20 protein-coding genes and 2 pseudogenes are annotated in these 24950 nt (G+C 68.5%); 8 read left to right on the top strand and 14 right to left on the bottom strand.

Features of this window, described 5'->3' with window-relative positions; all coding sequences use genetic code 11:
• Positions 1-54 precede the first annotated feature (54 nt).
• The 3 genes from ACIBCU_RS16100 (at position 55) to ACIBCU_RS16090 (ending at position 2609) form a co-directional block, all read left to right on the top strand.
• On the top strand, positions 55-813 hold the full coding sequence (locus ACIBCU_RS16100) for a polysaccharide deacetylase family protein (RefSeq protein ID WP_362927404.1): 759 nt from the start codon (positions 55-57) through the stop codon (positions 811-813).
• A 466-nt stretch (positions 814-1279) separates the two neighbouring features.
• The gene (locus ACIBCU_RS16095; protein WP_362927403.1) at positions 1280-1816 is read left to right on the top strand and encodes a VOC family protein; all 537 of its coding nucleotides are present in this window, start codon (positions 1280-1282) and stop codon (positions 1814-1816) included.
• Positions 1809-2609 (top strand): MerR family transcriptional regulator, encoded by an 801-nt coding sequence (locus ACIBCU_RS16090; RefSeq protein WP_399231915.1) that lies wholly within the window; start codon positions 1809-1811, stop codon positions 2607-2609. Before ACIBCU_RS16095 ends, ACIBCU_RS16090 begins: the two co-directional genes overlap by 8 nt.
• A 65-nt stretch (positions 2610-2674) precedes the next feature.
• Here ACIBCU_RS16090 and ACIBCU_RS16085 read toward each other — a convergent pair whose 3' ends face one another.
• Positions 2675-3316, bottom strand: a complete 642-nt coding sequence (locus ACIBCU_RS16085) for a GNAT family N-acetyltransferase (RefSeq protein ID WP_399231913.1) — start codon at positions 3314-3316, stop codon at positions 2675-2677.
• 264 nt (positions 3317-3580) lie between these two features.
• Here ACIBCU_RS16085 and ACIBCU_RS16080 point away from each other — a divergent pair.
• A pseudogene (locus tag ACIBCU_RS16080) lies at positions 3581-3821 on the top strand (GNAT family N-acetyltransferase); the annotation flags it as partial.
• A gap of 13 nt (positions 3822-3834) precedes the next feature.
• On the opposite strand, the gene ACIBCU_RS16075 reads toward ACIBCU_RS16080, so the two are convergent.
• The 7 genes from ACIBCU_RS16075 to ACIBCU_RS16045 form a co-directional block, all read right to left on the bottom strand.
• Entirely contained in the window at positions 3835-4353 is a 519-nt protein-coding gene (locus tag ACIBCU_RS16075; protein ID WP_399231911.1) for a hypothetical protein, read from the bottom strand.
• A gap of 322 nt (positions 4354-4675) precedes the next feature.
• Positions 4676-5509, bottom strand: coding sequence for a PIG-L family deacetylase (locus ACIBCU_RS16070; RefSeq protein WP_362927399.1), 834 nt, complete (start codon positions 5507-5509; stop codon positions 4676-4678).
• A gap of 598 nt (positions 5510-6107) precedes the next feature.
• On the bottom strand, positions 6108-7724 hold the full coding sequence (gene dacB, locus ACIBCU_RS16065) for a D-alanyl-D-alanine carboxypeptidase/D-alanyl-D-alanine-endopeptidase (RefSeq protein WP_399231909.1): 1617 nt from the start codon (positions 7722-7724) through the stop codon (positions 6108-6110).
• 393 nt (positions 7725-8117) lie between these two features.
• The gene (locus tag ACIBCU_RS16060; protein ID WP_399232318.1) at positions 8118-8804 is read right to left on the bottom strand and encodes a hypothetical protein; all 687 of its coding nucleotides are present in this window, start codon (positions 8802-8804) and stop codon (positions 8118-8120) included.
• 102 nt (positions 8805-8906) lie between these two features.
• Positions 8907-9239, bottom strand: a complete 333-nt coding sequence (locus ACIBCU_RS16055; protein WP_399231907.1) for a hypothetical protein — start codon at positions 9237-9239, stop codon at positions 8907-8909.
• 66 nt (positions 9240-9305) lie between these two features.
• The gene (locus ACIBCU_RS16050) at positions 9306-9617 is read right to left on the bottom strand and encodes an NIPSNAP family protein (protein WP_362927396.1); all 312 of its coding nucleotides are present in this window, start codon (positions 9615-9617) and stop codon (positions 9306-9308) included.
• 323 nt (positions 9618-9940) lie between these two features.
• A complete protein-coding gene (locus tag ACIBCU_RS16045) occupies positions 9941-10522 on the bottom strand; it encodes a helix-turn-helix domain-containing protein (protein WP_362927395.1) in 582 nt (193 codons plus the stop codon).
• A gap of 142 nt (positions 10523-10664) precedes the next feature.
• On the opposite strand from ACIBCU_RS16045, the gene ACIBCU_RS16040 reads away from it, so the two are divergent.
• From ACIBCU_RS16040 to ACIBCU_RS16030, 3 genes are all read left to right on the top strand, one after another.
• Positions 10665-11483, top strand: coding sequence for an SDR family NAD(P)-dependent oxidoreductase (locus ACIBCU_RS16040; RefSeq protein ID WP_399231904.1), 819 nt, complete (start codon positions 10665-10667; stop codon positions 11481-11483).
• Entirely contained in the window at positions 11480-12421 is a 942-nt protein-coding gene (locus ACIBCU_RS16035) for a DMT family transporter (protein ID WP_399231902.1), read from the top strand. Before ACIBCU_RS16040 ends, ACIBCU_RS16035 begins: the two co-directional genes overlap by 4 nt.
• A 289-nt stretch (positions 12422-12710) precedes the next feature.
• Positions 12711-13847: an endo-1,4-beta-xylanase gene (locus tag ACIBCU_RS16030; RefSeq protein ID WP_362927392.1), complete on the top strand. Its 1137-nt coding sequence runs from the start codon at positions 12711-12713 to the stop codon at positions 13845-13847.
• 230 nt (positions 13848-14077) lie between these two features.
• Here the strand turns inward: ACIBCU_RS16030 and ACIBCU_RS16025 are convergent, their stop codons facing one another.
• Positions 14078-14824, bottom strand: a complete 747-nt coding sequence (locus tag ACIBCU_RS16025; protein WP_399231900.1) for a DUF1838 family protein — start codon at positions 14822-14824, stop codon at positions 14078-14080.
• 410 nt (positions 14825-15234) lie between these two features.
• On the opposite strand from ACIBCU_RS16025, the pseudogene ACIBCU_RS16020 reads away from it, so the two are divergent.
• A pseudogene (locus tag ACIBCU_RS16020) lies at positions 15235-15411 on the top strand (contact-dependent growth inhibition system immunity protein); the annotation flags it as partial.
• 476 nt (positions 15412-15887) lie between these two features.
• Here the strand turns inward: ACIBCU_RS16020 and ACIBCU_RS16015 are convergent.
• The 5 genes from ACIBCU_RS16015 to ACIBCU_RS15995 all read right to left on the bottom strand — a co-directional run bounded on the left by ACIBCU_RS16015 (position 15888) and on the right by ACIBCU_RS15995 (position 23764).
• Positions 15888-16259: a DUF6193 family natural product biosynthesis protein gene (locus ACIBCU_RS16015; protein WP_362943432.1), complete on the bottom strand. Its 372-nt coding sequence runs from the start codon at positions 16257-16259 to the stop codon at positions 15888-15890.
• 11 nt (positions 16260-16270) lie between these two features.
• Positions 16271-21055, bottom strand: a complete 4785-nt coding sequence (locus tag ACIBCU_RS16010) for a DUF6531 domain-containing protein (protein WP_399231898.1) — start codon at positions 21053-21055, stop codon at positions 16271-16273.
• Positions 21056-21790: 735 nt separating this feature from the next.
• Positions 21791-22216: a DNA-binding protein gene (locus ACIBCU_RS16005; protein ID WP_399231896.1), complete on the bottom strand. Its 426-nt coding sequence runs from the start codon at positions 22214-22216 to the stop codon at positions 21791-21793.
• Positions 22213-22461: a type II toxin-antitoxin system CcdA family antitoxin gene (locus ACIBCU_RS16000; RefSeq protein ID WP_362943423.1), complete on the bottom strand. Its 249-nt coding sequence runs from the start codon at positions 22459-22461 to the stop codon at positions 22213-22215. The genes ACIBCU_RS16005 and ACIBCU_RS16000 overlap by 4 nt, the downstream gene beginning before the upstream one ends.
• 1018 nt (positions 22462-23479) lie before the next feature.
• The gene (locus ACIBCU_RS15995; RefSeq protein ID WP_399231894.1) at positions 23480-23764 is read right to left on the bottom strand and encodes a hypothetical protein; all 285 of its coding nucleotides are present in this window, start codon (positions 23762-23764) and stop codon (positions 23480-23482) included.
• Positions 23765-24950: the final 1186 nt, after the last annotated feature.

Genomic DNA, 24950 nt, shown 5'->3' with positions numbered 1-24950 from the left:
GTGTGACTTGATGGGGGCACGGCATCGGCGGAAGCAGCAAAGGGGCGGTCGGACATGGCAAGGCACAAGGGAAAGGGATGGCACGGCCGGCTCCTCGCCGCAGGTCTCGGGGTGACGGTGGTGGCCGCCGCCGCCTCGATGTGGACCGCGCAGGCCGACCCCGCCGGAGCGCGGAAGCCGCAAGGGCATGTCTCGGCGCCGGTGGCCAAGGTGGCGGCCGACATCGCACACGCCTCCGACCGCGGCGCCCGGGGCGTCAACATCACCATCGACGACGGGCCGGACCCGGTCTGGACGCCGCAGGTCCTGCAACTGCTGGAGGACAACGGCGTGAAGGCCACGTTCTGCATGGTGGGCACGCAGGCCAAGGCGTACCCGGACCTGGTCAAGAAGGTCGTGGCGGCCGGGCACCGGCTGTGCGACCACACGGTCGCGCACGACACCACGATGGACACCCGGTCCGAGGCGTTCCAGTCGCAGCAGATCCTCGATGCCGAACGCATGATCACCGAGGCCTCCGGAGGCGTACGGCCCCAGTACTACCGGGCCCCGGGCGGCGCTTTCACCCCGTACAGCCGGAAGCTCGCCGCGTCCCGGGGGATGCGGCCGCTCGGCTGGAACGTCGATTCCAAGGACTTCGAGCTTCCCGGCGCGGACACCATGGTCGCCACCGTGAAGAGGGAGATCTCCAACGGCCCGACCGTCCTCTTCCACGACGCGGGAGGGGACCGCTCCCAGACCGTGGCGGCTCTGCGCGAGGTGCTGCCCTGGCTGAAGGAGCAGGGATACTCCTTCGGCTTCCCCGTGCGGTGAGTGAGGCTCGACCTCGCTGACATCCATACCTGGATCCCGAGTAGTCAGCAAGCGTCTCCGTACGGCCTGTTCGGGCGCGGCCGTACCGCCTCTTCGGACCCTGTCCCGCGAGGTCCTTCGGAGCCACGTCGAGAGGGCAGTGCCCTCTCGACCGGCCGTCGCTCCAGCCTCCAGGCGGGCTGCCGGACGGCTGCTCCACACACCGGGACGGCTGAACGAAATGCATCCCATGAAACGTCCCATGCAACGCCCCGTCGTCCGAAGCCTGGTCGTTGCTTCACCGGCGACCGTACTCGCGTGCCCCTTGTGGGCCGGAACCGCTTCGGCTCCACCGTGCAGGTCACGGGCATCGACATGAGTGCCGCCGGGCCGACCGCCCGGCCACGGCCTCGGCCGCATCGTCGGCAGGACGAGATCCACGGTCGGGCTTGACCCTCACGTCGCGTGAGGCCGCACCGTGGGGTGCATGAGCGACTACTACGACGCGTTCGAGATGAGCCCCGTGCCCGGTCCCGGCCCGGAGGCGGTTCCGCCGGAGCCGTTCCGTGGCATCTACGGGATGCCGGCGTTCGTGACGATCCCCACGACCGATCTGGCGGCGTCCGTGGACTTCTGGATTCGTGGGCTCGGGTTCATCGAGCTGTTCAGCATCCCCGGCCAGGTGGTGCATCTGCGCCGGTGGGCGTTCCAGGACGTACTCCTCGTCCCGGCACCCGGTGTTCCGGAGCAGGCGCCGGCGGTCAGCTTCAGCTTCGCCTGCGTGCTCAGCCAGGTCGACTCCCTCGTCGAGGCCTGCCGTGCGTTGCGCCCGGACTCCGTCGAGGGCCCACGGGACACTCCCTGGAACACCCGCGACGTGGCGGTGACCACCCCCGAGAACGCAAGGATCATCCTCACCGCGGCGAAGCCCTTCGACCCGGACAGCGAGGAGGCGCGGAACCTTGCAGCCGTCGGGATCACCCCACCCGCCACCGGCCCCGGCGACAATGAGGAGCATGCCTGACGACACGGATGACGACCTGACCGTCGGACAGGTCTCGGCGCGTCTGGGCGTGACGGTCCGTGCACTGCACCACTGGGACGAGATCGGTCTGGCGCGCCCGTCGCTGCGTACGGCTGCCGGATACCGGGTCTACACCGCCGCTGACCTGGAACGTCTGCACCGCATCGTCGTCTACCGGGAGATCGGCCTCGGCCTGGACAGAATTCGGGCCGTCCTGGACGACTCGACCGCCGACGTGCCCGGTGCGTTGCGCGCGCAGCGCACCCAGGTCGCTGAACGGATCGAGCGTCTCCAGCGGCTCAGCGCCGGACTGGACCGGATGATCGACGCCCACGAACGCGGCCTGCTGCTGACCGCCGAACAGCAGGCCGCGGTCTTCGGCCCCACATGGGACCCGGACTGGCCCGCCGAAGCCCGCCGGCGTTACGGGGACACGACGCAGTGGCTGCAGTACGCCGAACGCTCGGCCTCCCGCGGCCCGGAGGAATGGAAAGCCGTCGCCGAGGCCGTGGCGGGCCTCGACCGGGCCCTCGGAGACGCGATGGACGCGGGCGTCACACCGGGGAGTCCGGAAGCGAACCAACTCGTCGAGCGGCACCGCGAGGTCTTCGCCTCGTACTTCCCCCTCACCCGACAGATGCAGGTCTGCCTCGGCCGCGTGTATGAGGCCGATCCGGGATTCGCCGCCCACTACGACGGCGTCCGCACCGGCCTCGCCACATGGTTCCGCAGCATCGTCGATGCCTCCGCCCGCGCCCACGGCATCGACCCCGACACCGCGACCTGGCAGTAGAGCGCGCTCCGGGGGCGGCGCACCTCTCCGAAACAGGGGGGCTCCCCGGGGGCTGCCCGGGCGGGTCAGTCGCGGAGGTCCATTCCCAGAGTGAGCGAGCCGGGCTCCTCGGTGAGTTGCTCGAAGCCCAGGTGGCGGTAGAACCCGATCGCGCGGGCGTTCGCCTTCCCCACTCCGAGGTGGACACCGCGAACGCCTTGCGCGCGCAACGCACCGAGCAGGGTGCGGATCAGACGGGAGCCGTTGCCGCCACCCTGAGCCTCGGGCAGAAGATCGATGTGCAGGTGGGCCGGGTACGCGGACGCCAATTCGGCCGGGGCGGTCCGGGGACGGGTGATCCACTCCCAGGACCGGGCATCCGCCGTACCCTCACGGATCGCTTCCCCGTCGTAGCGGTCCCGAAGGGCGGGCCACCACTCCCGTTCCAGGGTCTGCTCGAACGAGGCGGTGTCGGCGACGCCGAGGACGTACCCCGAGGCGGGCTGGTCCGCCTGGGCGAGAACCCAGGCGAGATCGGGCGCGTACCGCAGGTAGGGGCCGACGAAGATCTCCCCCGGCAGGCGGGCGTCCTCGAACAGCTCGGTCGCGTCCTCGCCCCCCGCCGCCGTGCGCACACAGATCTCGTAGAGTCGCTCGACTTCAGCCCTGTCATCCGTGTCGGCGGCGCGGATCTCGAACTCTGTGGCCGGCTGCGGACGATCGATCACGTGCACCTCGCGGAAGGAATGGTCGGGCTGTCCATGGAGACCGGGCCAGGGCGGGCCCGTGATCAGAACTATGACGTAGGGCTGACCCGTTCGTCCGACCGGCACGAAGCGGCACGCACGGCCGGGGCGTTCGTGCTCAGCGCCGAAATCCACTGTGCGGAACGGCATCGGACTGCTGGGATGGGGCGCATGAGCCTCTCGCCGGCCGGTGCGGCCGAGGTCGTCGTCCCCGTCCTCGTACGTGCTCTGACGTCCGCCGACCTGCCGGCCTGTCTTCCGGTGGCGATCGGCGGCGTCGACTATCAGGCCGCGGCCGGCGCCGGCACGCTGTGGCAGCTCGGGGTGCTCCCGGCAGGAGAGCAACCCACGCGCCCGGGCGCTGTACGAACGCCTGGGTTACGTGGCCTGCGGCAGCCGGCCGGACTCCTGGGACGTGGAGACGCCGGACGGATCCCCGCGCCGGTACGAGACCGTGTGCACGCTGATGCGGAAGGACCTGACGTAGGGCCGGCTCCCCTTCATGGCTGGCCCATCGACCAGGGCGCCCCCCGCGGGTCAGCCGCCCGCCCCGCCTTCGTCTCCGCCCGCGCCCGGTACTCGTCCAGAGCCCCCACCGCGAGCAGCGACACCACCGCTGCCAGGGCGAAGGCGACGGTCAGGAAGTTCAGCAGGCTGTAGGGGCCGTCGGCCGCGACGACACGACCGCCGTCCAGCAGACAGTCGAAGCCCAGCGGGAAGTAGGACGGTTCGTGCCCCGTGAGTCCATCGAGGGTGGCGGGCGGGAGGGAGCGGCAGGGAGCGGCGGGGGAGGACCCCGCGCCGGACTCGGCTTCGCTCGCGTCCCACTGGACCGAGCCGAGCCCGATCGTGTACGCGATGACGGCTGCGGCAGCCGTCATTCCCGCGCTCCAGAGCAGCAGGTCCCTGGCCCAGTCCGGACGGCGGCCGGGGAGGACGACCGAGACCAGCTTCACCACGACCGCAACGGCCCAGAGCGGTGCGGCGATCATGGCGCCGTACATCATCAGGACGAACATGCCGCACCTGCCTTTCGGGCGGTCCCCGGGCTCCGTCGACGACCGGGCTTCCTGCGCCGGACGTCACGCCGGCCGTCCTGCCCCAGACGTCACGCTGCGCCGTTCGGTTCTCCTCCAGTTCCTCGTCCCTTGCTCGGGATTCCGCCGACGGACGAGGCCGGGGCTGCGCAGTGGCGCCATGGACGTACCGCGGCAGGACGGCTTCGCCGACCGCAGGCCGGGCATGGAGGCACACGCACAGGTGATCCTTTCGCGCCTCCCGGACGGCTCGCAGTTCCTCACGAACACCCGCCACGGCGACGACCACCCCGACTTCGGGCGGTCAGCGCAGTCCGGCGAAGAGATCGTTCTCGGGTACGGCCGCACCGGTGGCGTCCTTGACGCGTACGAAGGTCTCCATGCCCATCAGCTCGCCGAACCTCTCCTTGCCCATCTTGAGGAAGAAGATGTTCTCGCCCTGACTGGCGTGCGCGGCCAGCGCATCGAACTTCTGACCGCTGAATGCGGTGGTGTCCACCCAGGTGGTGATCTCGTCGTCGGGGAGGCCGATCTCGGCCATCGCGGCCTCCTCGGCAGGATCCGGCTCCGGCGCGTCCTCATGGAACTCGCGCATGGTCTCCCCGAACCGCTGCATCATCGAGCGGGGCATCGTCGTCCAGTACACCTTCGGTGTCAGCGCGGTCATCTCCAGCGCCGCCATCGTGATGCGGTGGGCCTGGATGTGGTCGGGGTGGCCGTAGAAGCCGTTCTCGTCGTAGGTGACGACCACATCGGGCCGGTAGTGCCGCATGAGTTCCGCAAGCCGGGCGGCGCCTTCCTCCACGGGGGTCTGCCAGAAGGATCCGGGGGCGTCGTTGCTCGGCCAGCCCATCATCCCGGAGTCTGCGTAGTCCAGCATCTCCAGGTCGCTGACCTTCAGCACGTCACAACTCGCCTCGAGTTCTTGACGGCGCATGGAGGCGACGGCAGCGGGATCGTGCCCGGGTTCGCCTGGCTTGGCACCTCCCGGTCCGTCACCGCAACCGCCGTCGGTACAGGTCACGAGAACCGTGCGGATGCCCTCCGCCGCGTACCGCGCGAGAACCCCTCCCGTTCCGGTGGCTTCGTCGTCGGGGTGAGCGTGTACCGCCATGAGCGTCAAGGGCCGGTCAGTCATGGAAACAGTCCTCCTGCAGAACTACGTGTTGGTCCGAGTGCGCGGCGGGCGTACCGCGATCCTGGGGCCCGGGTCCTGGTAGGGCGGGTGACCTTGCGGTCCCCGTGCTCCCCGCCCGTGCGGCGCCGGTTCCCCGGTTGCAACCGTGCCGGCCGTGCCGGCTGTTCCCGGCGCGGCCGATCGGTTTTCAGGCGCGGGCGTTGCGACCTGCACGTCTCGGCGCCAGGCCGGCCGACTTCATCGCCGACGCCGAGGGCGCACACCGGATCACTGCACGATGTCGCCTCGGTCATCCGGGGGGAGAGACGGCGGCTCCTGTGGGTGTCCGACGCGGAGGTCGGGCTGATCTGGTCCTTCGATCCACGTTGAAAGGTGACGACCGTTGCTGAGGCCGCCGTGGCCCGACTCCAGGCAGGCAGAAAGGCCCAGTTCATCGACCTGGGCCTTCGTCGTGGAGCGGATGATGAGAGTCGAACCAGAGGGCTCCGGCTGTCACCGGGACAGGCAAGCCGAGCGACTGCAACACCGTCCTGCGGGTGCTACAGCCGCTTGAACCGCGTGGTGTGCGATCTCCTCAACCGGCCGCGTCGCAGTGCTTTCAGTCTTCTCGCCGCGCCGCCGCCTCCTGCAGGTACGCGGAGACCATGGCCAGGTCATCGGCGATGTCCAGCACACCGTTGACGTCAGTTGTCGGGGTGGAGGCGCCGTTCACGCCCGCGAAGAAGACGTCGAAGCGGCCGTTGCCCTTGTCCAGGTAGCCGGCGATCGTGATGGCGTTGACGGCCAGGCGGTTGTTGAGTGCGTCCAGCCCCACTGCGGCGCCGGTCTTGGCGAACACTTTTCCGCGCGCGGGGCAGTCGGTGCAGTTGTCGGCCAGCAGGCCGTCGACGCCGAGGATGGGCAGCGCGTTCCGGAAGACATCCGCCTCGGGGGTGCGATGCCAGTACGTCAGCAACTGCACCACGGCCTTGGGTGTGGTCCGGTCGACGGGGTTTCCGCCACGGCCGTCCAGGAGCTGGACCTGCTCGCGGTCGACGTCCGCGCGTTCCAGGAAGTCGGCCAGCACCGGGAAGCCGTCCATGCAGTCCTTGCTGCCGGCCGCGACCGCCATCAGACAGATGGCCAGGTTGCCGCCCAGGTTGTGGCTGACCTTGAAGATGAGCTTGGCGTACTGGGCGTACGGCGGGGAGGTGTACAGCGCCACGCGCGGTCGGCCCTCGTACGAGCCGGGGAGCCGGCCGACCGGGTTGGCGCCGGTCGGATTCGCGGTCACCTTCACCCCGGCCCGCCCCAGTGCCTCGATCAGCGCGGTGCGTCCGAAGGCCGCCGGATCGGCGATGGGCGACACCTTGAGAGCCGGCTCGGAGTCGGCCGCGATGGTTCCGGACAGCTGGATCCGGGTTCCGTTGTCGGAGGTCGTCACCTCGATATCGGTCGGCCCACCGGCCGCCACCGTCCGCACGGTCGACGTCACGCGGTAGGGGGCGACTTTCGGCCGCCAGTCCAGTTGTGCGGGCGTACCGGCGCGGGCGCCGGGGGTGGCCAGCAGGTCGATGAGATTGTCGTTGATGATCAGCGGGGTGGGGACGGGGACGAAGACCGGCTCAGGCTGGAACAGCCGGTTGTCGACGATCACGTTCCCCTCGACGCGGGTGATGCCGGAACGCCGCACCTGCTGCGCGATCTGCTTGATCCCGGCGAGCGGGTCCTCGGGCGTGAGCGTGGCGCCGGGGAAGTCATTGGCGTACGTGTGGTCGAGGTCGGTGTAGTCGACCGTGCCGTCGGGACGGGTCCTGCCGCCCATGGTGAGGTCACCCTGCGCGACGAGGCCGAGATCGCCGTCCAGCGTGCTTCCGCGGCGCTCGCCGACCGCGTAGACCGGAGTCCTGAAGCGGTGGTCGCCGCCGAGGGTGTTCCAGGCCCCGGAGGTCCCGAACAGCTTGGCGACGGACCCGGGGATGAAGAGCTGCTCGGCGAACCGGCTGTGGACGACCCGCCCGCTGTCCGGGTCCTGCTGGAGCAGCCCCCACTGGGCGTTGGGGTAGTCCGGCTTCCGCATGATCTCCGTGATCCGCGGGTCGAGCCGGTCGGGACCGCCGTCGTCGGGCGACGCGGCCGCATGGGCTGCCGCGCCCGAAGCCAGAACCAGGAGCAGCAGGGCACACCATCCGGCGACAACACGATGCCGACGGGATCCGAAATTCTCTGCTCGCACTGCGGCACGCACCGTTCGTCTCGGCAGATTCCTGTCCATGGGCTCAGGTATGGACCCCGGTGGAAGCCGGATACGGACGGCGCGAAGGGTTGTCACCCGAACGGCGCGGCGCATTCGTCGAAATGCGCAGCGGCCGCCCGGTCGGGACGGAGTCAGCCGATCAGCGACCGCGGCCGAGCTCAGCCTTCACGGGCTTGTCCTCAGCGGGCTCGGACAGCGTGCGCCGAGGCGGGAGCCGAGCACAGGTGGCTCGCCGCGAGCAATGCCCACTCGCGCCGCAGTTGACCGATCGATGCGCCCTCACGCCAGGCGCACCAGCGCTTCTCGCAGGCCGCCTGCCGCAGCAAGCTCCGGATAATGCCCGGGCTGTGTCGACGGTGCCGGTCCGGTTCGTCAGACGATGACGGGGACGGCCTCGGCGCGGCTGGTGGCCCAGTTGGTGACGATGGGCTTGTCGACGGTGGCGGTGTCGGGGAGCTTGAGTTCGGCAGGGTCGGGATCGTCGTTGGTGGTGGCGATGATGACGTTCTCGAATTCCTTGCCGGCATCGCTGTTGGTGGTCTTGGGGCTGATGCCGGTGTATGCGACGGCGGAGCCGGTGAGCTTGATGGGGCCTGCACCGCCCTGTCCGACAGGGGAGGCGACACCGTCGGCGCCGGAGCCGAAGGACACGCTGGGGGTGTTGACGTCCAGGTAGCAGGTGATACCGGACTTGGCCTTGGCGGTGACGAGGTAGTAGCCGCCGGCCTGGGACTCCGAGGTGACCGTGAAGTCCAGGTCGTTGGTGCCGCAGGACTGCCCGTAGCCGCTCTTCCCGCCGTCGCCGGAGTCGGCGGTCTTGTCATCGGAGTCGCCGGAGTCGCCGGAGTCGGAGGAGCCGCTGGAACCGGACGCGTTGGTGGAGAGGCTGTCGCCGGAGGAGGGGCTGCCGCTCCCGCCGCTGCCGGCGGAGGGAGCCGAGGAACTGCTGGTGTCCTCGACGTCGTCGGCACTGCAGGCGGTGGAGGTGGCGGCGAGGGCCGTCACGGCCGCGGCGGCGAGGACGAGTCGAGTGGAACGGGCGGCGAGGCGCGAACGCATCATGATCTCCAGCGGCTGTCGGTTGCGGTGCTTCCTGCTTGCACCGACGACACTAGGGCTGAGTCGTTCTTGAAATGATCCGGAGCATGTCCGGGTTCTGTCTCAGCGACATCGGTTCCAAGGATCGGGGTGCAACTCGTCGGTGAGCTGCTCGGCACGCTGCCGCCGGGGGATCAGGGCTGCGGCGACGGGATGCGGCTCCTGCCGGCCGTAATGGGTTGCCTGCTCGACGCCGAGGTTGATGACCATTGCCGTTCGGGTACTCAGTCCGCACAGGCGTACCGCCGCCAAGTGGCAGGCGCCGCGGTGTTCCCGCGATACGTGGATGCGCTGCATGGCCGCTCTGACCGCACCGTCGGCGGGGCAGGGTTGTGCGCGCCAGCCGGGAACAGAGGCAGCGCGTCGGCGGCGGCGGGGATGTCGGCGCGCCCCCACGTCCGGACTGCCTGCGCATGGCAGGAGGCGGCTTCCTCTGTGCTCAGCCGCGCGGCGGGATGCTGCCTAGGAGAGGCCGTCGAGCGGCCTGAGGAAACGGCGCTCGTAGCGTTTGATGCAGCGGGTCTCACGGGCCAGTTCGAACGCTTCCTGGCACTCCGGGTCGGAAACGCTGTCCGTGCGGTACTGCTCGTACGCGGCCAGACCGGGGAAGGAGAACAAGGCGTAGGCGATGTCGCTGTCACCCTCGCTCGGCAGGAAATAGCCGTGGTGCGTCCCGCCGAAACGGTTGACGAGCCGGACCCAGCGACGACCGTACTCCTCGAAACTCTCAAGCTTGTCGGCGTCGATCTCGTACTTCAGATGAATGGTGATCATGCCTGCATGATGCCGTGTCACAGGCGGGTCCCCGGACGACCGAGTCCCGTGGGGCCAGGACGTCCGTCATCGCGCCCGATGCCGGATGGAGTACGCCCCACTCAGTGCGGCAGAAAATCCGCATCGCGGCTTGACCACCGGCCAGTTGGTGGTGGCTGATGGCACCGATGGCCTGGGTGAGCTGGTCCGCCCCCGTCGACGGGGTGATGGAGACGTTCATCCAGCTGTGGCACGGAGAGTTGAGGTAGTACTGCTGCCGTGCGGGTGTCGGTGGTGGTCCGGAGGCGGTGTTCGGGCGGTAGTCGCCCAGGTCTGTGGCGACCTCAGGTGCGTGGGCCCGCGCCGTGCAGCAGGGTGTCGATGATGCGGGCGGCGAGGGTGTCGGTGTCGATGCCGGTGTCGTCCGGGCTTCCGTGCAGGGACTCTCCGAGGAGCGCGTAGTAGACACGCCGTACCCAGTGGAGGTCGGCTGCCTCGTCGATGAGCTTGTCCGCCCGGGCCCGTTCCAGCACTGTGATGCAACGTCGGCCGATGTCCTCGTGGAGTGCGGCCGCTTCGCTGCCGGGATCGGCCGGCAGTTCCAGGGCGAATGTCCAGGCGCCTTTCACCTCGAGCACGTTGGCCGTGATCCGGTGCAGTGCCACCAGCGGAGGGGCGGTGTCCGGCCGGCCGTCCTCCACGGCTTGGGCGAGTTGGCGGGCGGCGGACGAAGCCAGCGCCTCGATCAGCGCCTGTCGATGGGCGAACCGGCGGTGGATCGTCGTCCTGGCCACCCCCGCCGCGGTCGCGATCTGCTCCATCGACGCGCCGGGATCCATGGAGAGCACGCGTTCGGCTGCCTCCAGGATCGCGCGCACACTGCGCTCCGCGTCCGCCCGCAACGGTCGTGCCGCTGTCTCGCTCATGGCGCCTCCCGCTCATCTGCTTGTGCTTCAAAACGATACACCACTGGCCCATCTCTGAATTAATTGCATCGAACCTGTTGCAGTTATGCGGGGAGTGAGTACTCTTCAGTCTCAGTTCCTCGTCGAGTGAAGGAGATTTCCCGTGCACAGCGCAGCGCTCATCACCGGTGCCTCATCCGGACTCGGGGCGGAGTTCGCCGCACAGCTCGCCGCCCGTGGACACGATCTGATCCTTGTGGCGCGTTCCGAGGACAGGCTCACCGCCCTCGCCGAGCGCCTCGCCGCGGAGCACGACGTCCGCGCCCACGTCCTGGTCCAGGACCTCGCCGAGCCCGACGCGGCCCGGCAGATCGCCGGCCGTCTCGCGGACCGCGGCCTGAGCGTCGGCCTGCTGGTCAACAACGCCGGATTCGGCACGTGCGGTCGCTTCGAGGACATCGCCGCGGACCGTGACCACGACCAGCTGATGGTCAACGTCGTGGCGCTCGTCGCTCTCACCCACGCACTGCTCCCCGGCATGCTGGAGCGCGGCACGGGCGCAGTCGTGAACGTCGCTTCCACCGCGGGCTTCCAGCCCTCCCCGTACTTCGCCGTCTACAGCGCGGCCAAGGGCTTCGTGCTGAACTTCGGGCTCGCCCTGCGCCAGGAGTACCGCGGGCGCGGCATTCGCGTACTCACTCTGTGCCCCGGCCCGGTCGACACCCCCTTCTTCGACGCCATCGGCACTCGCAAGGCGGCCGTCAACGGTTCGATGACCACACCGGAGCCGGTGGTACGCGCCGCTCTGCGCGCACTCGACCGCGACCGCGGCTACGTCACCCCCGGACTCGGCAATGCCCTGGCCGCGCATCTTCTGCCGCGCCGGCCGCGCACTCTCGTCGCCGCCATTGCCGAGCGTGTCACCCGTAAGGTCCTCAGCCCCGCGGGCGCCACCCCACAGCCGAAGGAGTACGCGGCATGAGTTCCTCCACCGTTCCGGCCGCGGGCGCCGCCGCCGCGATGCTCCTCGTCGGCACCTCGACGGCCGTCTCCGCGACGATTGCCGACTACCCCGTCCTCAGCGGTCAGGCCCTGCGCTACGCGCTCGCCGCGGCGATCCTCCTTGCCGTGGTACGCCACCGCCGTTTACCCCGCGCCGGCCTTACCTTCCGTGACTTCCTGCTCCTTCTGGCGCTGGCCGCCACCGGCCTGGCGGGCTTCAACATCTTCCTGGTCGAAGCCACCCGGCACGCGAGCCCCGCCATGATCGGCACTGTGGTCGGAGCGATCCCCATCGTCCTCGCACTCGTAGGGCCGTTGACGGAACGCCGCCGGCCGGCCGCGCGCACCGTCGGCGCCGCGGTTGTCGTGACCCTGGGCGCTGCCGTCGCCGCAGGGCTCGGCGGCGGCAGCCTGCACGGGGTGCTGCTGTCGCTGGGAGCGCTCGTCGGAGAGGTCGCCTTCTCGCTGCTCGCTCTTCCGCTCCTGCCCAAACTCGGCCCCATGAGAGTCGCCGCCTATCCCGCGGTCCTGGCCGTGCCCATGCTGCTGGCCGCGAGCATCGCCCTGGACGGTGCGAGCGCCCTTCGCCTGCCCACCCCCACAGAAGCGGCCGCCTTCGGCTACCTCGGTGTCCTCGTCACAGCCACTGCCTTCTTCCTCTGGTACGACGCGCTCCGCCGACTGGGCGCCGCACGTGCGGGACTCTTCGCCGGACTCGTCCCGGTGGGCGCGCTGGTCACCACGGTCGCACTCGGGCTCGGCGAGGTGGGCGTCGCAGAAGTCGCCGGCGCACTGCTCGTCGGCGCAGGTGTCCTGATCGGCCTGCGGCAGCCTGCGCCGACCGGCGTTGCGGGGCGGGCCCGCCGTCCCGTCCGGCGGCCCGAACCGAAGACGAGCAGCGGGTGCCGACGTCATTGACGTCAGTAGCGCAGGCGCGGTGACCAGGTGCTCGGCACCGAGAGCTGTCCGCTCCGCTGGGCACGGATGGACACGAGGGGTGGCGGCGGCGTACGCCATCGACCCATGTCCGCGCACACGCCCAGCCGCGCTTCCACCGCCGGCCCGGAGGCCGGAAGGTTCTTCGCTCGGCAGGCTTACGACTCTGCATGGGTATTGACGCCCGCGCCGACGAGCTCATAGCGTCCGTCACGCATTCGGAAACTTTATCGAAACTTTCGAACAGCTCGACGGAAATGAGAGTTCTCTGATGAGACACCTCCGCTTCATCACCGTTGCGTTCGCCACGGCAGCCCTGACGCTGCCGCTGGTGGCGACCTCGGCTACGGCTGATCCGTCGCGCGGCCACCAGGCGGCGCCTCACTCCAACGCCAAGTTCGACCAGCTGCGCCAGGCCGCTCCCGATGGGTTCTTCGTCGGCACCGCCGTGGCAGGCGGCGGCCACCACCTGGAGCAGGACTACCCGGATCCCTTCACCTCGGACAAGACGTACCGGAAGATAATGGGGCAGCAGTTCAGCTCGGTCTCCCCCGAGAATCAGATGAAGTGGGAGTACATCCACCCCGAGCAGAACCGCTACAACTTCGAGATGGCGGACGCCATCGTCGACTTCGCCGACCGTCACAACCAGGTCGTGCGCGGGCACACACTCCTGTGGCACAGCCAGAACCCGGCCTGGCTGGAGGAGGGAGACTTCTCCGACGAGGAGCTGCGCGCCATCCTGCGCAAGCACATCACCACCGTCGTCGGCCGCTACGCCGGCCGTATCCAGCAGTGGGACGTGGCCAACGAGATCTTCGACGGCGAGGGTCACCTGCGCACCGAGGAGAACATCTGGATCCGCGAGCTCGGGCCGGGCGTCATCGCCGACGTGTTCCGCTGGGCGCACCAGGCCGACCCGAAGGCGAAGCTCTTCTTCAACGACTACGGCGTCGAGGACATCAACGCCAAGAGTGATGCCTACTACGAACTCATCAAGGACCTGCGCAAGCAGGGTGTGCCCGTGCATGGTTTCTCCTCGCAGGCGCACCTGAGCACCCGCTACGGCTTCCCGGGCGGCCTTGAGGAAAGCCTGCGCCGGTTCGACGAGCTCGGCCTCGAGACGGCCATCACCGAGCTGGACGTGCGTATGGACCTGCCGGAGAGCGGCGAGCCCACCGATGCGCAACTGCAGAAGCAGGCCGACTACTACCAGCAGGCGCTGTCCGCGTGCCTGGCTGTGAAGGGCTGCAACTCCTTCACGATCTGGGGCTTCACCGACAAGTACTCCTGGGTCCCGGTCTTCTTCGAGGGGGAGGGCTCCGCGACGGTCATGACCGGTGACTTCACTCGCAAACCCGCCTTCTTCGCCCTGCAGTCCACCTTGAAGGAGGCGCAGGAGGACTGAGTGCGTCGCCTTCCGCGGCCGTAACCCTCCACTTCCCCCGACGCTCTCCCATCCCGTGCGCTTTCGGCCCACGCGTCGGGGAGTAAGTGTGGTTCAGGGCGTCAAGGTGGAGCGCGCCACTGTACGAACGACCTTGACGCCCTGGGGGCGCGACTGCTCGGCCCGGCCCGGGGCGGATGTGGTCGGGACGGGAGCCCGCGACGCTCACCAGCGCCCGACCTAGCCGACGGCTATTGCGGGGGGTTGAGCTTGCGGAAGTAGGTCCAGCTGGTCTCGTTCGGCTCGCTCCACTTCTCCGGGGCGTGGGCGAACTCCGGGTGGTGGGCGGCGATGTAGGCCCGGGTGCGCTCGGGGGCCTCGGCGTACGAGCCGAGCTTGCGGCCCCGGCAGTGGAAGGTGAGGCCGCCGGGCCGCTGTCCGCGGGCCATCCATGGGAGCCACGGGGACATGCGGGTCCACGACATGGTGGCCGGGACGCCGGCCCCCGGGCCGGCCAGGTCGGTGCGGTCGGCGAAGAACTGGAAGAGCTCCAGGGCCTTGTAGGTGTCGCCGGCCGAGTGGAGGGGGTACTGGGCGACCGGCAGTGGCGAGGGGTAGGCGAGCGGGATCTCGAGGCTGAAGCAGACCTGTCCGCCGAGTTCGGTCGTCGGGATCGGGAAGGGGCGCCACTTCTGGTTCGCGGGGTCGTTCCAGACGTGCACCACCGGCAGGTCCTGCCAGGTCTCCAGGATCTCGCGGGTGACGGGGTCCAGGTAGAAGGCGGCCTCGCGGGTGAGCAGTCGGTAGGCGTCGGGGCCGGCTTCGGCGTCCTGGACCAGGCGGGAGACGTTGAGACCTTCGAAGCCGAAGACGCGCTGGTAGGGCTCGTCAGGGGCCCAGGAGTACACGTCTCCGGACCACCAGTACGTGACCTCCTCACCGTCGAGCGAGGCGCGGGTGCGGGCGAAGGAGCGGAGCAGCTCAGCGGGTGTCGTCATACGGAGTACTCTGCTCGGCCACCGCCCGGGCCGGGCAGGAAACATCCCTCCGGAGCGGGAACGGCCGGAAGAAGCCGACGACGGTCCCGGCAAGGTCCGAAAGGGACGGCCTGACCCGTGTGTGACGCGCAGCCCATGTGCATGCGATTTCGCGATGCGGGGCGACGAAGTGAGACGCCGGGCCCGATCATCGCACCCGCCATCGACGCAGGGGCGCTGCGGGCAGGCGCCGGGCGGCGCACTGTGATTCGGTAGCCACGACTGTTTCGATGAGGCCCTTCGCTGGACGCCTTGAGCAGGAGCCGGAAGCGGAGGAGCCAGATGCCAACCACCGCCGTACAACATCGGAGTCTTGCCCAGAAAGCGCCTGGGGCTTATGACGGACGGCGCCTGGGTGGTGGGGTCGCGGGGTCGCTCGCCTCATGGGTGAGCTGCACGAACTCCTCGCCCTCCCCCTGGAGGAATCCGACTACGCCCTCGCGGTGGCGGAGCTGGGCATGGAGGTCGACCCGCCCCGGCCGTACTCCCCGAGCGGCTGGCTGGCCCACCTCACGGACGCTCTGGGCGGATTCAAGGCGGACTACGGCCCGGACCGGCCGCGGGCTGACCGCACGCCCGTCTGCGCCCTGGCCGCCGTCCCCTTCACCACCTCGCCTGCTGCTCGGAAGAATGACGGTCAAGGTGGTGCGGATCTGGTGCGCGACCCCTGAAGTGGTCCAGACAACAAAGAAGCCCCAGGCCGCCAGCCTGGGGCTTTTGCACGGAGCGGGTGACGAGAATCGAACTCGCGTTCTGAGCTTGGGAATCACCGGTGCTCGGGCGGTCGGAGTGGCCCTGGCCTGCATGTTTGCCCAGGCCGGACGAGGTCGGCGAGGTCTCTGGGCGCGGCACCTGACCGCTGCTGTCCGCTCCGCTGGGCACGGATGGGGCGCGGCGTTTGGGAAGGGTAGCCTGCGAGCATGCCGAGCGGGTGGCAGTCGTGTGTGGCCAGGTGACCGACGTGCCCACCCCCTCATGGACCCTTAGCCCTCAACACCTACGAGTGGGCGCCGAAAGTCTCCGGTTACAGGTCGTGCGCCGTTCCGTCGATGGCAGGCCCGCATCCGGCCGGAAGGTTGGCGACGATCAGAGCGATTGCCTCCTCCACCGTGTCGGGCTCCCCGAGGACGGCGCCGTCGGACTGGCGGACCACCATGAACCCGCCGCCGGCACGTGGGAACAGGCTGCCCACGTCGTGTGGCCGCGGGTAGCGAATGCAACGGCTGAGGTACAGGGCGCCGTGGCTGACCGTCGGAAATAGTTCCCGCAGACGAGGGCTCGCATAGGCTGCCCGGGGCATGGCGGGGTCGATCAGGCTGTCTCCGGAGTCGAGGATAGACTGCCATTTATTCGCAACAATTTCCGCAGCCTGCGCACGGGCTTCATTTTGGGTCATTTGTTAGACCATTACTTTCTGGGCTTCGGGGGCTGTATCTCGGGAATGTCTGGTTTCGGGACGGTGATTTCCTCGTTTCCTGAATACCAGCGTATTTCCTCCCAGGGGCGTCCGAGTGGTTCGGGTTCGTTGAACATGGCATCCGATTCGTACATGCGCACATTGCGTGCGACGATGCTCATCTCCCAAGCCGTCCCCAAACCTTCACTCGGCCAGTTCCCGGGTGCGGTGCCGAAGGGCTGTCCGTTCCGGGCAGCGGTTTGGAAGGCGTCCACGATAGTCTCCGGGGTGTTCCAGTTGCCGTACTCACCTCTGCTGTTGGGCATCCCGTCAAGCGTTATGGACAAGGTGGTGCCGCGGTCTCCCACCGCAGCCATGACGTTCGTCATCCAGATCGGCCCGCTCTCCTCGACGCCGGCGTAGTTCGGCCCGTTGTAGGTGTGGGCTCCCGGATCGCCGTTGGCGCGGAGATGCGCGGCCAGTGAGTTCGAGGCGTTGTCGGGCTCCTGGTTCACCCCCAGCACCACACTGTGCCGGTGCTCCCCGCCCCGGTGGGGGCAGCCTGCGAGCCCCAACGGGTCGATCCATCGTGTCGGATCGTCGACGTAGGTGACCGCGTTCGGGGCGGGGGCCAGGCCGAGCGGGTCGGGGGAGAGGTAACGGCCCGACTCGGGGTCGTAGTGGCGGTGGCGGTTGTAGTGGAGGCCCGATTCGGGGTCGAAGTACTGGCCCGGGAAGCGCAGCGGGGTGTAGGCGTCAGCGTCGCGGTTCCACGAGGTTGTTCCCCACAGGGCAGCCCGGTTGTGCCATGCCACCTCGCCCTGTTCGTCGAGGAGTTCACGTGGCGTGCCGATCAGGTCGGTGACGATCGCGAAGAAGCGGCGGTCGACCTCCGCCCGGTCCCGGAGTCGGCGCTCCACCTGGGTGACCGGCTTCACCCCGTCGTGGTCCCAGGTGAGGGCGACGGTGTCTGGGGAGCCAGCTGTGGTGGTGGTCTGTTCGCAGAGAGTGTTTCCGTCCCAGGTGAAGGTCACCTCCTCGGTGACCGTCGTTCCGTCCGGCGACAGGCGCTGTTTCGCGGTGCGGCGGCCGAGGGCGTCGTAGCGGTAGCGCCAGCGCGTCCCGTCCGGTGTGGTGACGGATACCAGGCGGTCCTCGGCGTCCCAGTCGTAGTGCCAGGTCTCGGGCTTCCGGGACAGACGGGACTTCTGGCGCAGAACCACACGGCCTTGGGCGTCGTGTTCGTACCTGACGCGGCCCGCGCGGGTGATGCGGGTGCCGGCGTACTCGCGGGGGCCGGTGGCGTCGTTCGCGCCAGGCCAGGTCGCTGTGGTCTGGTTTCCGGCTTCGTCGTACACGTACCGCTCGGACCAGTTCTCGGCGGTGACGCCCGTGACGCGGCCGTCAGGGGTAACCTCCAGCCGCTTGTGGCCGCCGGTCAGCTCGTCCACCGAGGTGAGGTGGCCGTCGGCGCGGTAGGTGTACGAACGGCGCTGGAGGATCCGGTCGCCCGATGCGCGGACACGCTGGTTGCTCAAGCGGCCCGCGGGGTCGTAGGCGTGCTCGACGGTCAGGGCGTCGCCGATCCGGCGCGTTGTCTCGCGGCCCGTCTCGTCGAAGGCGAAGACCACCTGATGGCCCGAGGTGTTCAGCTCCGCCTGCAGGGCGGCCGGGAAGGACCAGGTGCTGACTGCCCCGGACGGGGTGACCCGACTGAGGCGGCGTCCGGTCTCGTCGTAGGTGTTGGCCAGCTCGCGGCCGTCACAGGTCTCACGGAGGACCCTGCCCGAGCTGTCCCGGACGTACGTCAGCTCGGTGTCCGGACCCGTCGCCGAGGCGAGACGGCCTTGGATGTCGTAGGTGAAGCGCGTGACCGCGCCGTCGGCGTCCTTGGCGGTGACGCGGCCCGCCGTGTCGCGCTCGTAGCGGACTGTCTGTCCCAGAGCGTTTGTGCGAGTGGTGAGCTGCCCGCAGGCGTCGTGCGTGTAGCGGAGCGAGCGGCCGTCGAAGTCGTTCTCCGAGCTGAGGCGGCCTGCCGAGTCGTAGGTGTAGTCCCAGGTCAGGCCCTGAGGGCTGGTGACACGGGAGATGCGCAGCTCGGTGTCGTGCGTGAACTCCTGGCGCACCCCGTCAGGTGTGGTGCGGGCGGCGACCAGATCGAAGTGGGTGTACTCGAAGCGGGTTTCGCCGCCCGCCGCGTCGGTGTGGACGAGGCAGTTGCCCTCGCCGTCGTACGTCCAGGACTGCTGCGCGCCGTCCGGGTCCGTCCGCCGGGCGAGCTTGCCTTCGACGGTCCATTCCAGCTCGGTGCTGCGGCCCTGCGGGTCGGTGATTCTCACCGCGCGCCCGAATGCGTCGCGGGTGTAGCGGGTGACCGTGCCGAGAGGGCCGCGGATCGCCAGTGGGAGGCCCGCCGCGTCGCAGCGCAGCCGGTCCAGGACGCCCAGGGAGTCGTCGACTCCGGTGAGGTGGCCGTTGGGCCCGTGGGTGAGGCGGGTCGTCGATCCGTCCGGCCGGGTGAAGAGAGTCGGGTTGCCCCGGTCGTCGTACTCCTGCCGTGACGTGGCGCCGTCCGGGCCGGTGACGGAGGCGAGCTGGTTCAGCGCGTTGTACTCGACCGAGGCCGAAGTCCCGTCGGGGTGCTCGATGTGGGTGGGATTTCCGCGATCGTCGTAGGTGTAGGTGGTGGTCCGGCCGAGCGGATCCGTCCGGGAGAGGAGCCGGTCGTAGCGGTCGAAGGTGCGGTGGGTGACACCGCCCAGCGGATCCGTCTCCGCGATCGCCTGCAGCCGGTCGTTGAGGTGGTGGACCTTGGCCGCGCCGAGGGAGTCCGTGTACCGGGTGACGCGGTCGCCCGTCTCGGGATGGGTGTCGTACGCGAACGTGGACGACAGGTAGCCGTCCGGGCCGACCGTGCGGACGACCCGGCCCACGTCGTCGTACACGTAGCGGAACATGGAGTCGTTGCGGTCGGTCCAGGAGGTGATCCGGGCGTCCGGGTCGTACGTGAAACGCAGCGGTAGCCCCGAGGAGTTGATGACGCTGTCGAGGTTGCCCTGAGGGTCGTAGTCGTAGCGCATGACGGTGACCGGGCCGTCAGGGGTGCGCAGCGCCAGTTCGCGCACCCGTGCGTCCTCGATGACCGCGGTGACCCGGTAGCCCCCGGAGTGGACGATGACCGTTGGCCTGCCGTCGCCGAGGCGGGCGATGCTGATGCGGTTGTGGTTGCGGTCCTCGATCTCCCTGAGCCAGTAGGCCGGGGACACGTTGTACGGGCCGCCCTGGAATGAACGGGTCAGGCCCGAGTGCGGGTCGGTGACGAGGTAGGTGGTCTGCCCGTTGTGCTGGCCCCCGTGCAGCAGGGGCAGCCGGGCGCCCTCCACGGGCATGACGCCGCCGGTGTCGTCGGACAGTGGCAACCGCGGGTAGATGAGGAGTGAGCCGTCCTCGCGCGCCCAGACCGCACTGGCGCCATACGCGTCGAGCTCGATCCGCTCATCCAGTGTGGACGCCCAACTCCGGCCGAACCACTGGCCGTACCGGTAGGCGGAGAGGTGTGTGCGGCGGAGGACGAGCGGAAGTACTCCCGGCAGCGACAGGTCGGTCTGCGGCAGGGCCATCTCACCAGTGGCGACGTCCACCGGGTCGTTCTCGCAGGTCTTCTTCTCCAGCGAGATGCTGTTGCGCCGGGCCTCGTCCTTGGAGTTGTTCAGGGCGTCCGGCTTGGTGCGGGTGGAGTCCCGGCGTGTTTCGGGGCGAGGGTGGGTGTTGCCGCCCTCCTGGCGAACTTTGTCCTGGGGGCCGATCCCGTCCTTGATGTCGAGGTCGATCTTCTTCTGGATGGTGGATATGTCCTTGACCGCCTTCGGCAACGACTCGCCGAGGTGGTCCCCCATCGCCTTGTTCGCCTTGCCGAGGGCTGCCATCGCCTTGTCGATCACCGGGTCCAGAGCGCCGGCGATGTCGTCCTTGCCCCGGGTTCGGCCATGGTGGGACTTGGCATTGGCCAGCTTGCCCGCGGTCTTCCCGTGAATGTCGATGCTGACCAGGTTCAGCTTCGTGCCGGCGCGGTCGTGCTCCGAGTGCTCGATATGCAGACCCTTGCCGGACGCGGGACCGGGGCCCGCGCCTGCGGAAGCGAGCTGGAGGGAGTCCTTGGCGCCCTCCACGCCCTCCTTGCCCGACTGGCCGACCTGGTTCATATCGACGCCGTTCTGGAGGCCCATCGCGTTGGCGCCGATCTGCACCACCAGGTCTGCGGCCATGTTCTCCAGTGCGGCGACGGCGGGCTCGGTCATCGCGGAGACGATGTAGCCGACGACCTCTTCCAGGCACTCCTTGATGACGCGGCGGATGGCCTGCTGGGCGACTGCGATCGCGGCCCCGCCGATGAGCATGGACAGTCCACCGGTCACGGGTATCAGCGCCATGGAGATGCCTGCTTTGCCAGCCAGAACCCCCAGGTGGACGATCGCCGCGTACTTCATGGCCTCGATCGCCATCGCCGCGTTGTCGAGAGCGCCCGCGATCGTCCGGGCGGCGCCGGCGATGTCCTTGATGTGCTTGTCCTTGACCTTGCTCCAGTGGCCGTTGAGGGCATCGAGGGCCTCGCCGTGGCCTGATGACAGCAGGCGCTGCACATGCTGGTTGGCGAGGAAACCGTCGTCCTCCACGTCATCTGCGAACTCCCGCAGGGAGGTGGCCATGTCCCGGTAGGCGTCCTCGTCGACGTTCGGCCAGTTGATGCCGATGATGTCGAGCATGGTGTCGGCCCAGTCGGGCACGGTGACGGCCATAGTGCGAAATCCCCCCGTGCGAACCCGTGTTCGCAGAATGCGTATGCGAACAGAATGTCATTCCGGTGTGGCCGAGCCAAGGTCGTTCTCGGCCTGGCGGTGCCGGCAGGTGGCTTGGGGGCCTCGATGTCTCGGTGGAGCGGACTGTGCCTCCGAGGGGGGCTGGGCATCGAGGGCCGTTGCCTGCGTTGTCCTTGAGGCCCTTCCGGGGGCGGCTGTCAGGGTGCTGGCCCCGGCGGGGTGGTGGTGGTCTGCGGCCAGGGTCCCGGAGGCGTTGCCCTCGGTGCACTCGCTATCGGCGTAGGGCACTCGTCAGCCAAGCTTCGCCGCTCCACGGATTATGCGATCCGATGGCTTCAGGCCGAGACCGTCAGGAGATCGGTCGAACCGCATCGGGCGGCGTCATCTTGAGCGTTGCGGTGGCGTTCGCCAGGCTGGCTGGATGCCCTCGTGCGTAGCTGCCCGTGAAGACCGAGGGAAGCCCCAGGGTGCGGCAAAGAAGCCCCCGGCCGCTGGCCTGGGGCTTGCTCGTGGAGCGGGTGACGAGAATCGAACTCGCGGTCTGAGCTTGGGAATCAGCGGTTCTTGGGTTGATAGAGGGGCTCTGTACTGGGGTTTCGCGGTGGGCAGGTGGATGGCCCTCGGCCCCTGGGAGCTGTATCTGACCGTTGTTGTCCGCTCTGATGGGCACGGATGGGGCACGGCTGGCGGCAGTGCACCAGAACCTGCTGAGGTTCATGCTCCGGGTGGGCTGGAGGGTCGGAGAGGGATGATGCGGACCTGGCTGCCGCAGAGCTTGGTCATGTCGTCGCTGTCGGAGGTCAGCAGTGCGACGGGTTTCGGCAGGCGGAGCGCGATCTCGGCGACCGTGGCGTCGATGGCGTACTTGTGCCCGTGCAGTCCGGCGCCTTTGAGGAGCGCAGCCGCCGCTTTCGCCGCCTGCTCGGTGACCGGCTCCACCTTGACACGGGACAGGGCCCAGTTCAGGCGAGGCATGTTGGTACGGGAGTGGGTGACTTCCACGATGGTGTTCGCCCCGATCACCAGGTCGGCTCCCATGTCGTGGAAGACCTGCAGCATCGCGAGGAGCTTGCGGTCCTGCGCGATCCAGGCGGAGAGCCCTTCCGAGTCCAGGACGACGGTTTCGATGCGCTCGCTCACGCGGCGTCCGTGTCCTTGGAGGAGTCGGCGGAGCCGAAGATCTTCGCGCGGGCCTCGGTGAGTTCCTCGTCGCTGAAGTGTCCGTGTTCTTCCTCGTGGCGGCGAAGGTCGTCGCCGAGAAGCTGGTGCCGGATCTGGCGGGCCACGGCTTCCGCTACATAGCCGGAGACGTTGTCCGTGAGCTTGCGGAGTTCCGCCACCTGGTCGCTGGGGAGCGTGACGGTGATGCGAGTCGTTGAGGACATAAGCCCAAGCATACTGGAGTATGCACGTGCTGGCTCGGGTCTCTGGGTCCCAGCCTTGACGCTCGCGGTCGCATGCTCCGGGGGGAGACCTGGGGACGGTCGCTCTCCGGCTGTCCATAGCGAGTGAGGCTGCGGCCGGTGTCGTTGGACGGCAAGCAAAAGGCCCCGGTCATTGACCAGGGCCTTCGTCAAAGAGCGGGTGACGAGAATCGAACTCGCGCTCTGAGCTTGGGAATCACCGCTCGTTTGCGCCCGCCTGCAGCCGTGACCTGGGTAGATCGTCCGCTGTCACTCATACCCGATGGCCATGAGATGCCCGGTGTTGACCGGGGTTCACCGTCTCATCTGGCACGCATCTGGCACGCTGCGGGTGCGGCTCACGAGGGGGCCCAATCGGCGGGATGAGCGACGTTCTGAGTCGTTGTGGATCGCAAAATATGGAGGGCTTCGTCGCGGACTCCTGGGTCCCTATCGCGTGCCAACGTAGACAGCTGGGCGATCATCTGTGTAGCTCCGTCGTCAGCGGTCCAGCGCGGGTCACAGCTGACCTCGGCATAAAGCTGGTCCGCGGTGTCCACGACATGTGCCTGCGAGAGTGCATGCAGCACGGCCCGCAGACCGGGAAGGTCCCGTCGCTCCAATAGGGCTTCGGCAGTCTCCTGTGTGACGCCGGTGTCGTGCTCATCCAGCAACAGTCGATGGAGGGCCGGGGTCACTTTGGCGTGCTCTGGCCAGGCTGCGAGACGGCGACCTGCGGCAGCTCTCACTGCCCAGGAGGTCGATTGCGCGTCCCGAAGCGCCGACGGCAGGTCGTCTTCGTGGTTACCGTGGTGCATGAGGCGACATCCTGCCGCACCGAGCACCTTAACGAAGCGGCCTCTTCGTCCCGAAGCAATGCAATCGGCTCCGCGGCCTGCGCTCGTACCTCGTCGACCTGCGAAAGCTGTTCGTCAGAGTGCGTGGACGTCCGGCTTGGTGCGGGGTCGTTGTAGCGCAGTTAGACACTCAGTCCGTGCCTCTAGAGGCCACGTAGTGCCTCATGTAGATCGCCGTAGGCAGACCAACAGTCGATGCTGCCGTCGTCGTACAGGCTGCCCATGTACCAGTCATCGTCATGGACAGGCTTCACGAGGCACAGGTTGTGGAAGCCGAGCACGATCTCTGGCTGCATCGGCTCGTCGGCTCCGGCGACTGCGGTCCACTTTACCGTTCGGTTTGGATCCAGGACGACAGCCTCGTGGTCGCCGGATACATCGCGGATCTGCTCAAGGGTCCAGCCCTGGGGTAGCTGTGCGTTCGCCATCCTGGGACGATCCCACCCCCGGTGTACCACCGCTTTAGGAGCGAGGTGGGGCGACTTGGGCTCTGACCTGCGGGACACCGACTTCGGCGTCTGTTGGCCGTGGTCCCTGCCAGCAGCCGCAGTTCCCCGTGACTCCCCGCCCCATCTGGCGCGGTTGTGGCACGGGGAACTTCTGATCCGTAGCTCTAGCCGGATCGGTCAGCGCAGACAAGGCCTCCCGCGGTAGATCACCCAGAGGCTGACCAGAACAAGCACCGTCCCGCCGATTGGCCAGCCCACGGACCCTCCATCGCGATAGTCCCTGATGCCGATCGCAAGAAGGAGAGCGGACAGGGGCAGCCCTGCCCAGTCGAGGGCCCTGTTCAATCTTGCGGGAATCGAAGTCTCGTTCACGGCTTGATCCTTACAGGCGCTTGCGTCCTCCACCAGGCATGGTCCAATGGCGAGGAGCCCTGGACTTGAACGTGTGGCCTCATCCTTATCAGGTCGGTCTATCGGCACCACGCACCATGGCCAATGGGGTCCCGTGCTGCGCCTACCTGCCGGGCAAATCCGCCGGGATTCGCCAACGATCGGGCCCGTTGGTGTCAGCCGCTGATCTCATCGCCAGATGGACCCGTTCAGGACGCCGGTGTCCGTACGTAGCCGATGGCGACGACTCCCACTCCGATGACAGCGGCACTCGGAGACCAGAATGCGCCCCATACAAGCAGGAGGGCGCCTGCCCCCCACAGCCTTGGCCGCCTGACGTGCCGCTGTAGCCAGCGGCCGGGGACTCGTCCGAGGATCAGCGCATGGATGCCGAGTACGGCACCCGTCAGCGCAAGCGCGATCGCTACGAACAGCGCGCCGAGCACCATAGCCCCAAAAGCCGCTCCCACGGCCCACCCCCTTGACGCCACCCTTCGACGGCTGGCCCAGTGTGGCAGAGGGAGCGACCGCCCGAACTGGCGCACCAAGGTCGGTGGTGTCTCAGTGGGTGAGGCGGCAGCGTTCGCCGCTCTCCTTAACCCACCACCCGCCCCAGCTCCCATCCCGTCCGCCTTCGACCCACACACCGTGGAGCGGGCGTGGTTCAGGGCGTCAAGGTGGAGCGCGCCACTGTACGAACGACCTTGACGCCCTGGGCCGCGACTGCTCGGCTCTGCCTGGGTCGAAGGTGGTCGGGATGGGAGCCCACAACGCT

Origin of the sequence: Streptomyces sp. NPDC051064 (assembly GCF_044455985.1) — a bacterium.
Lineage (GTDB): Bacteria > Actinomycetota > Actinomycetes > Streptomycetales > Streptomycetaceae > Streptomyces.
Note: the sequence above shows the minus strand (reverse complement) of the source record. Positions and strands in the feature narration are given on the sequence as shown.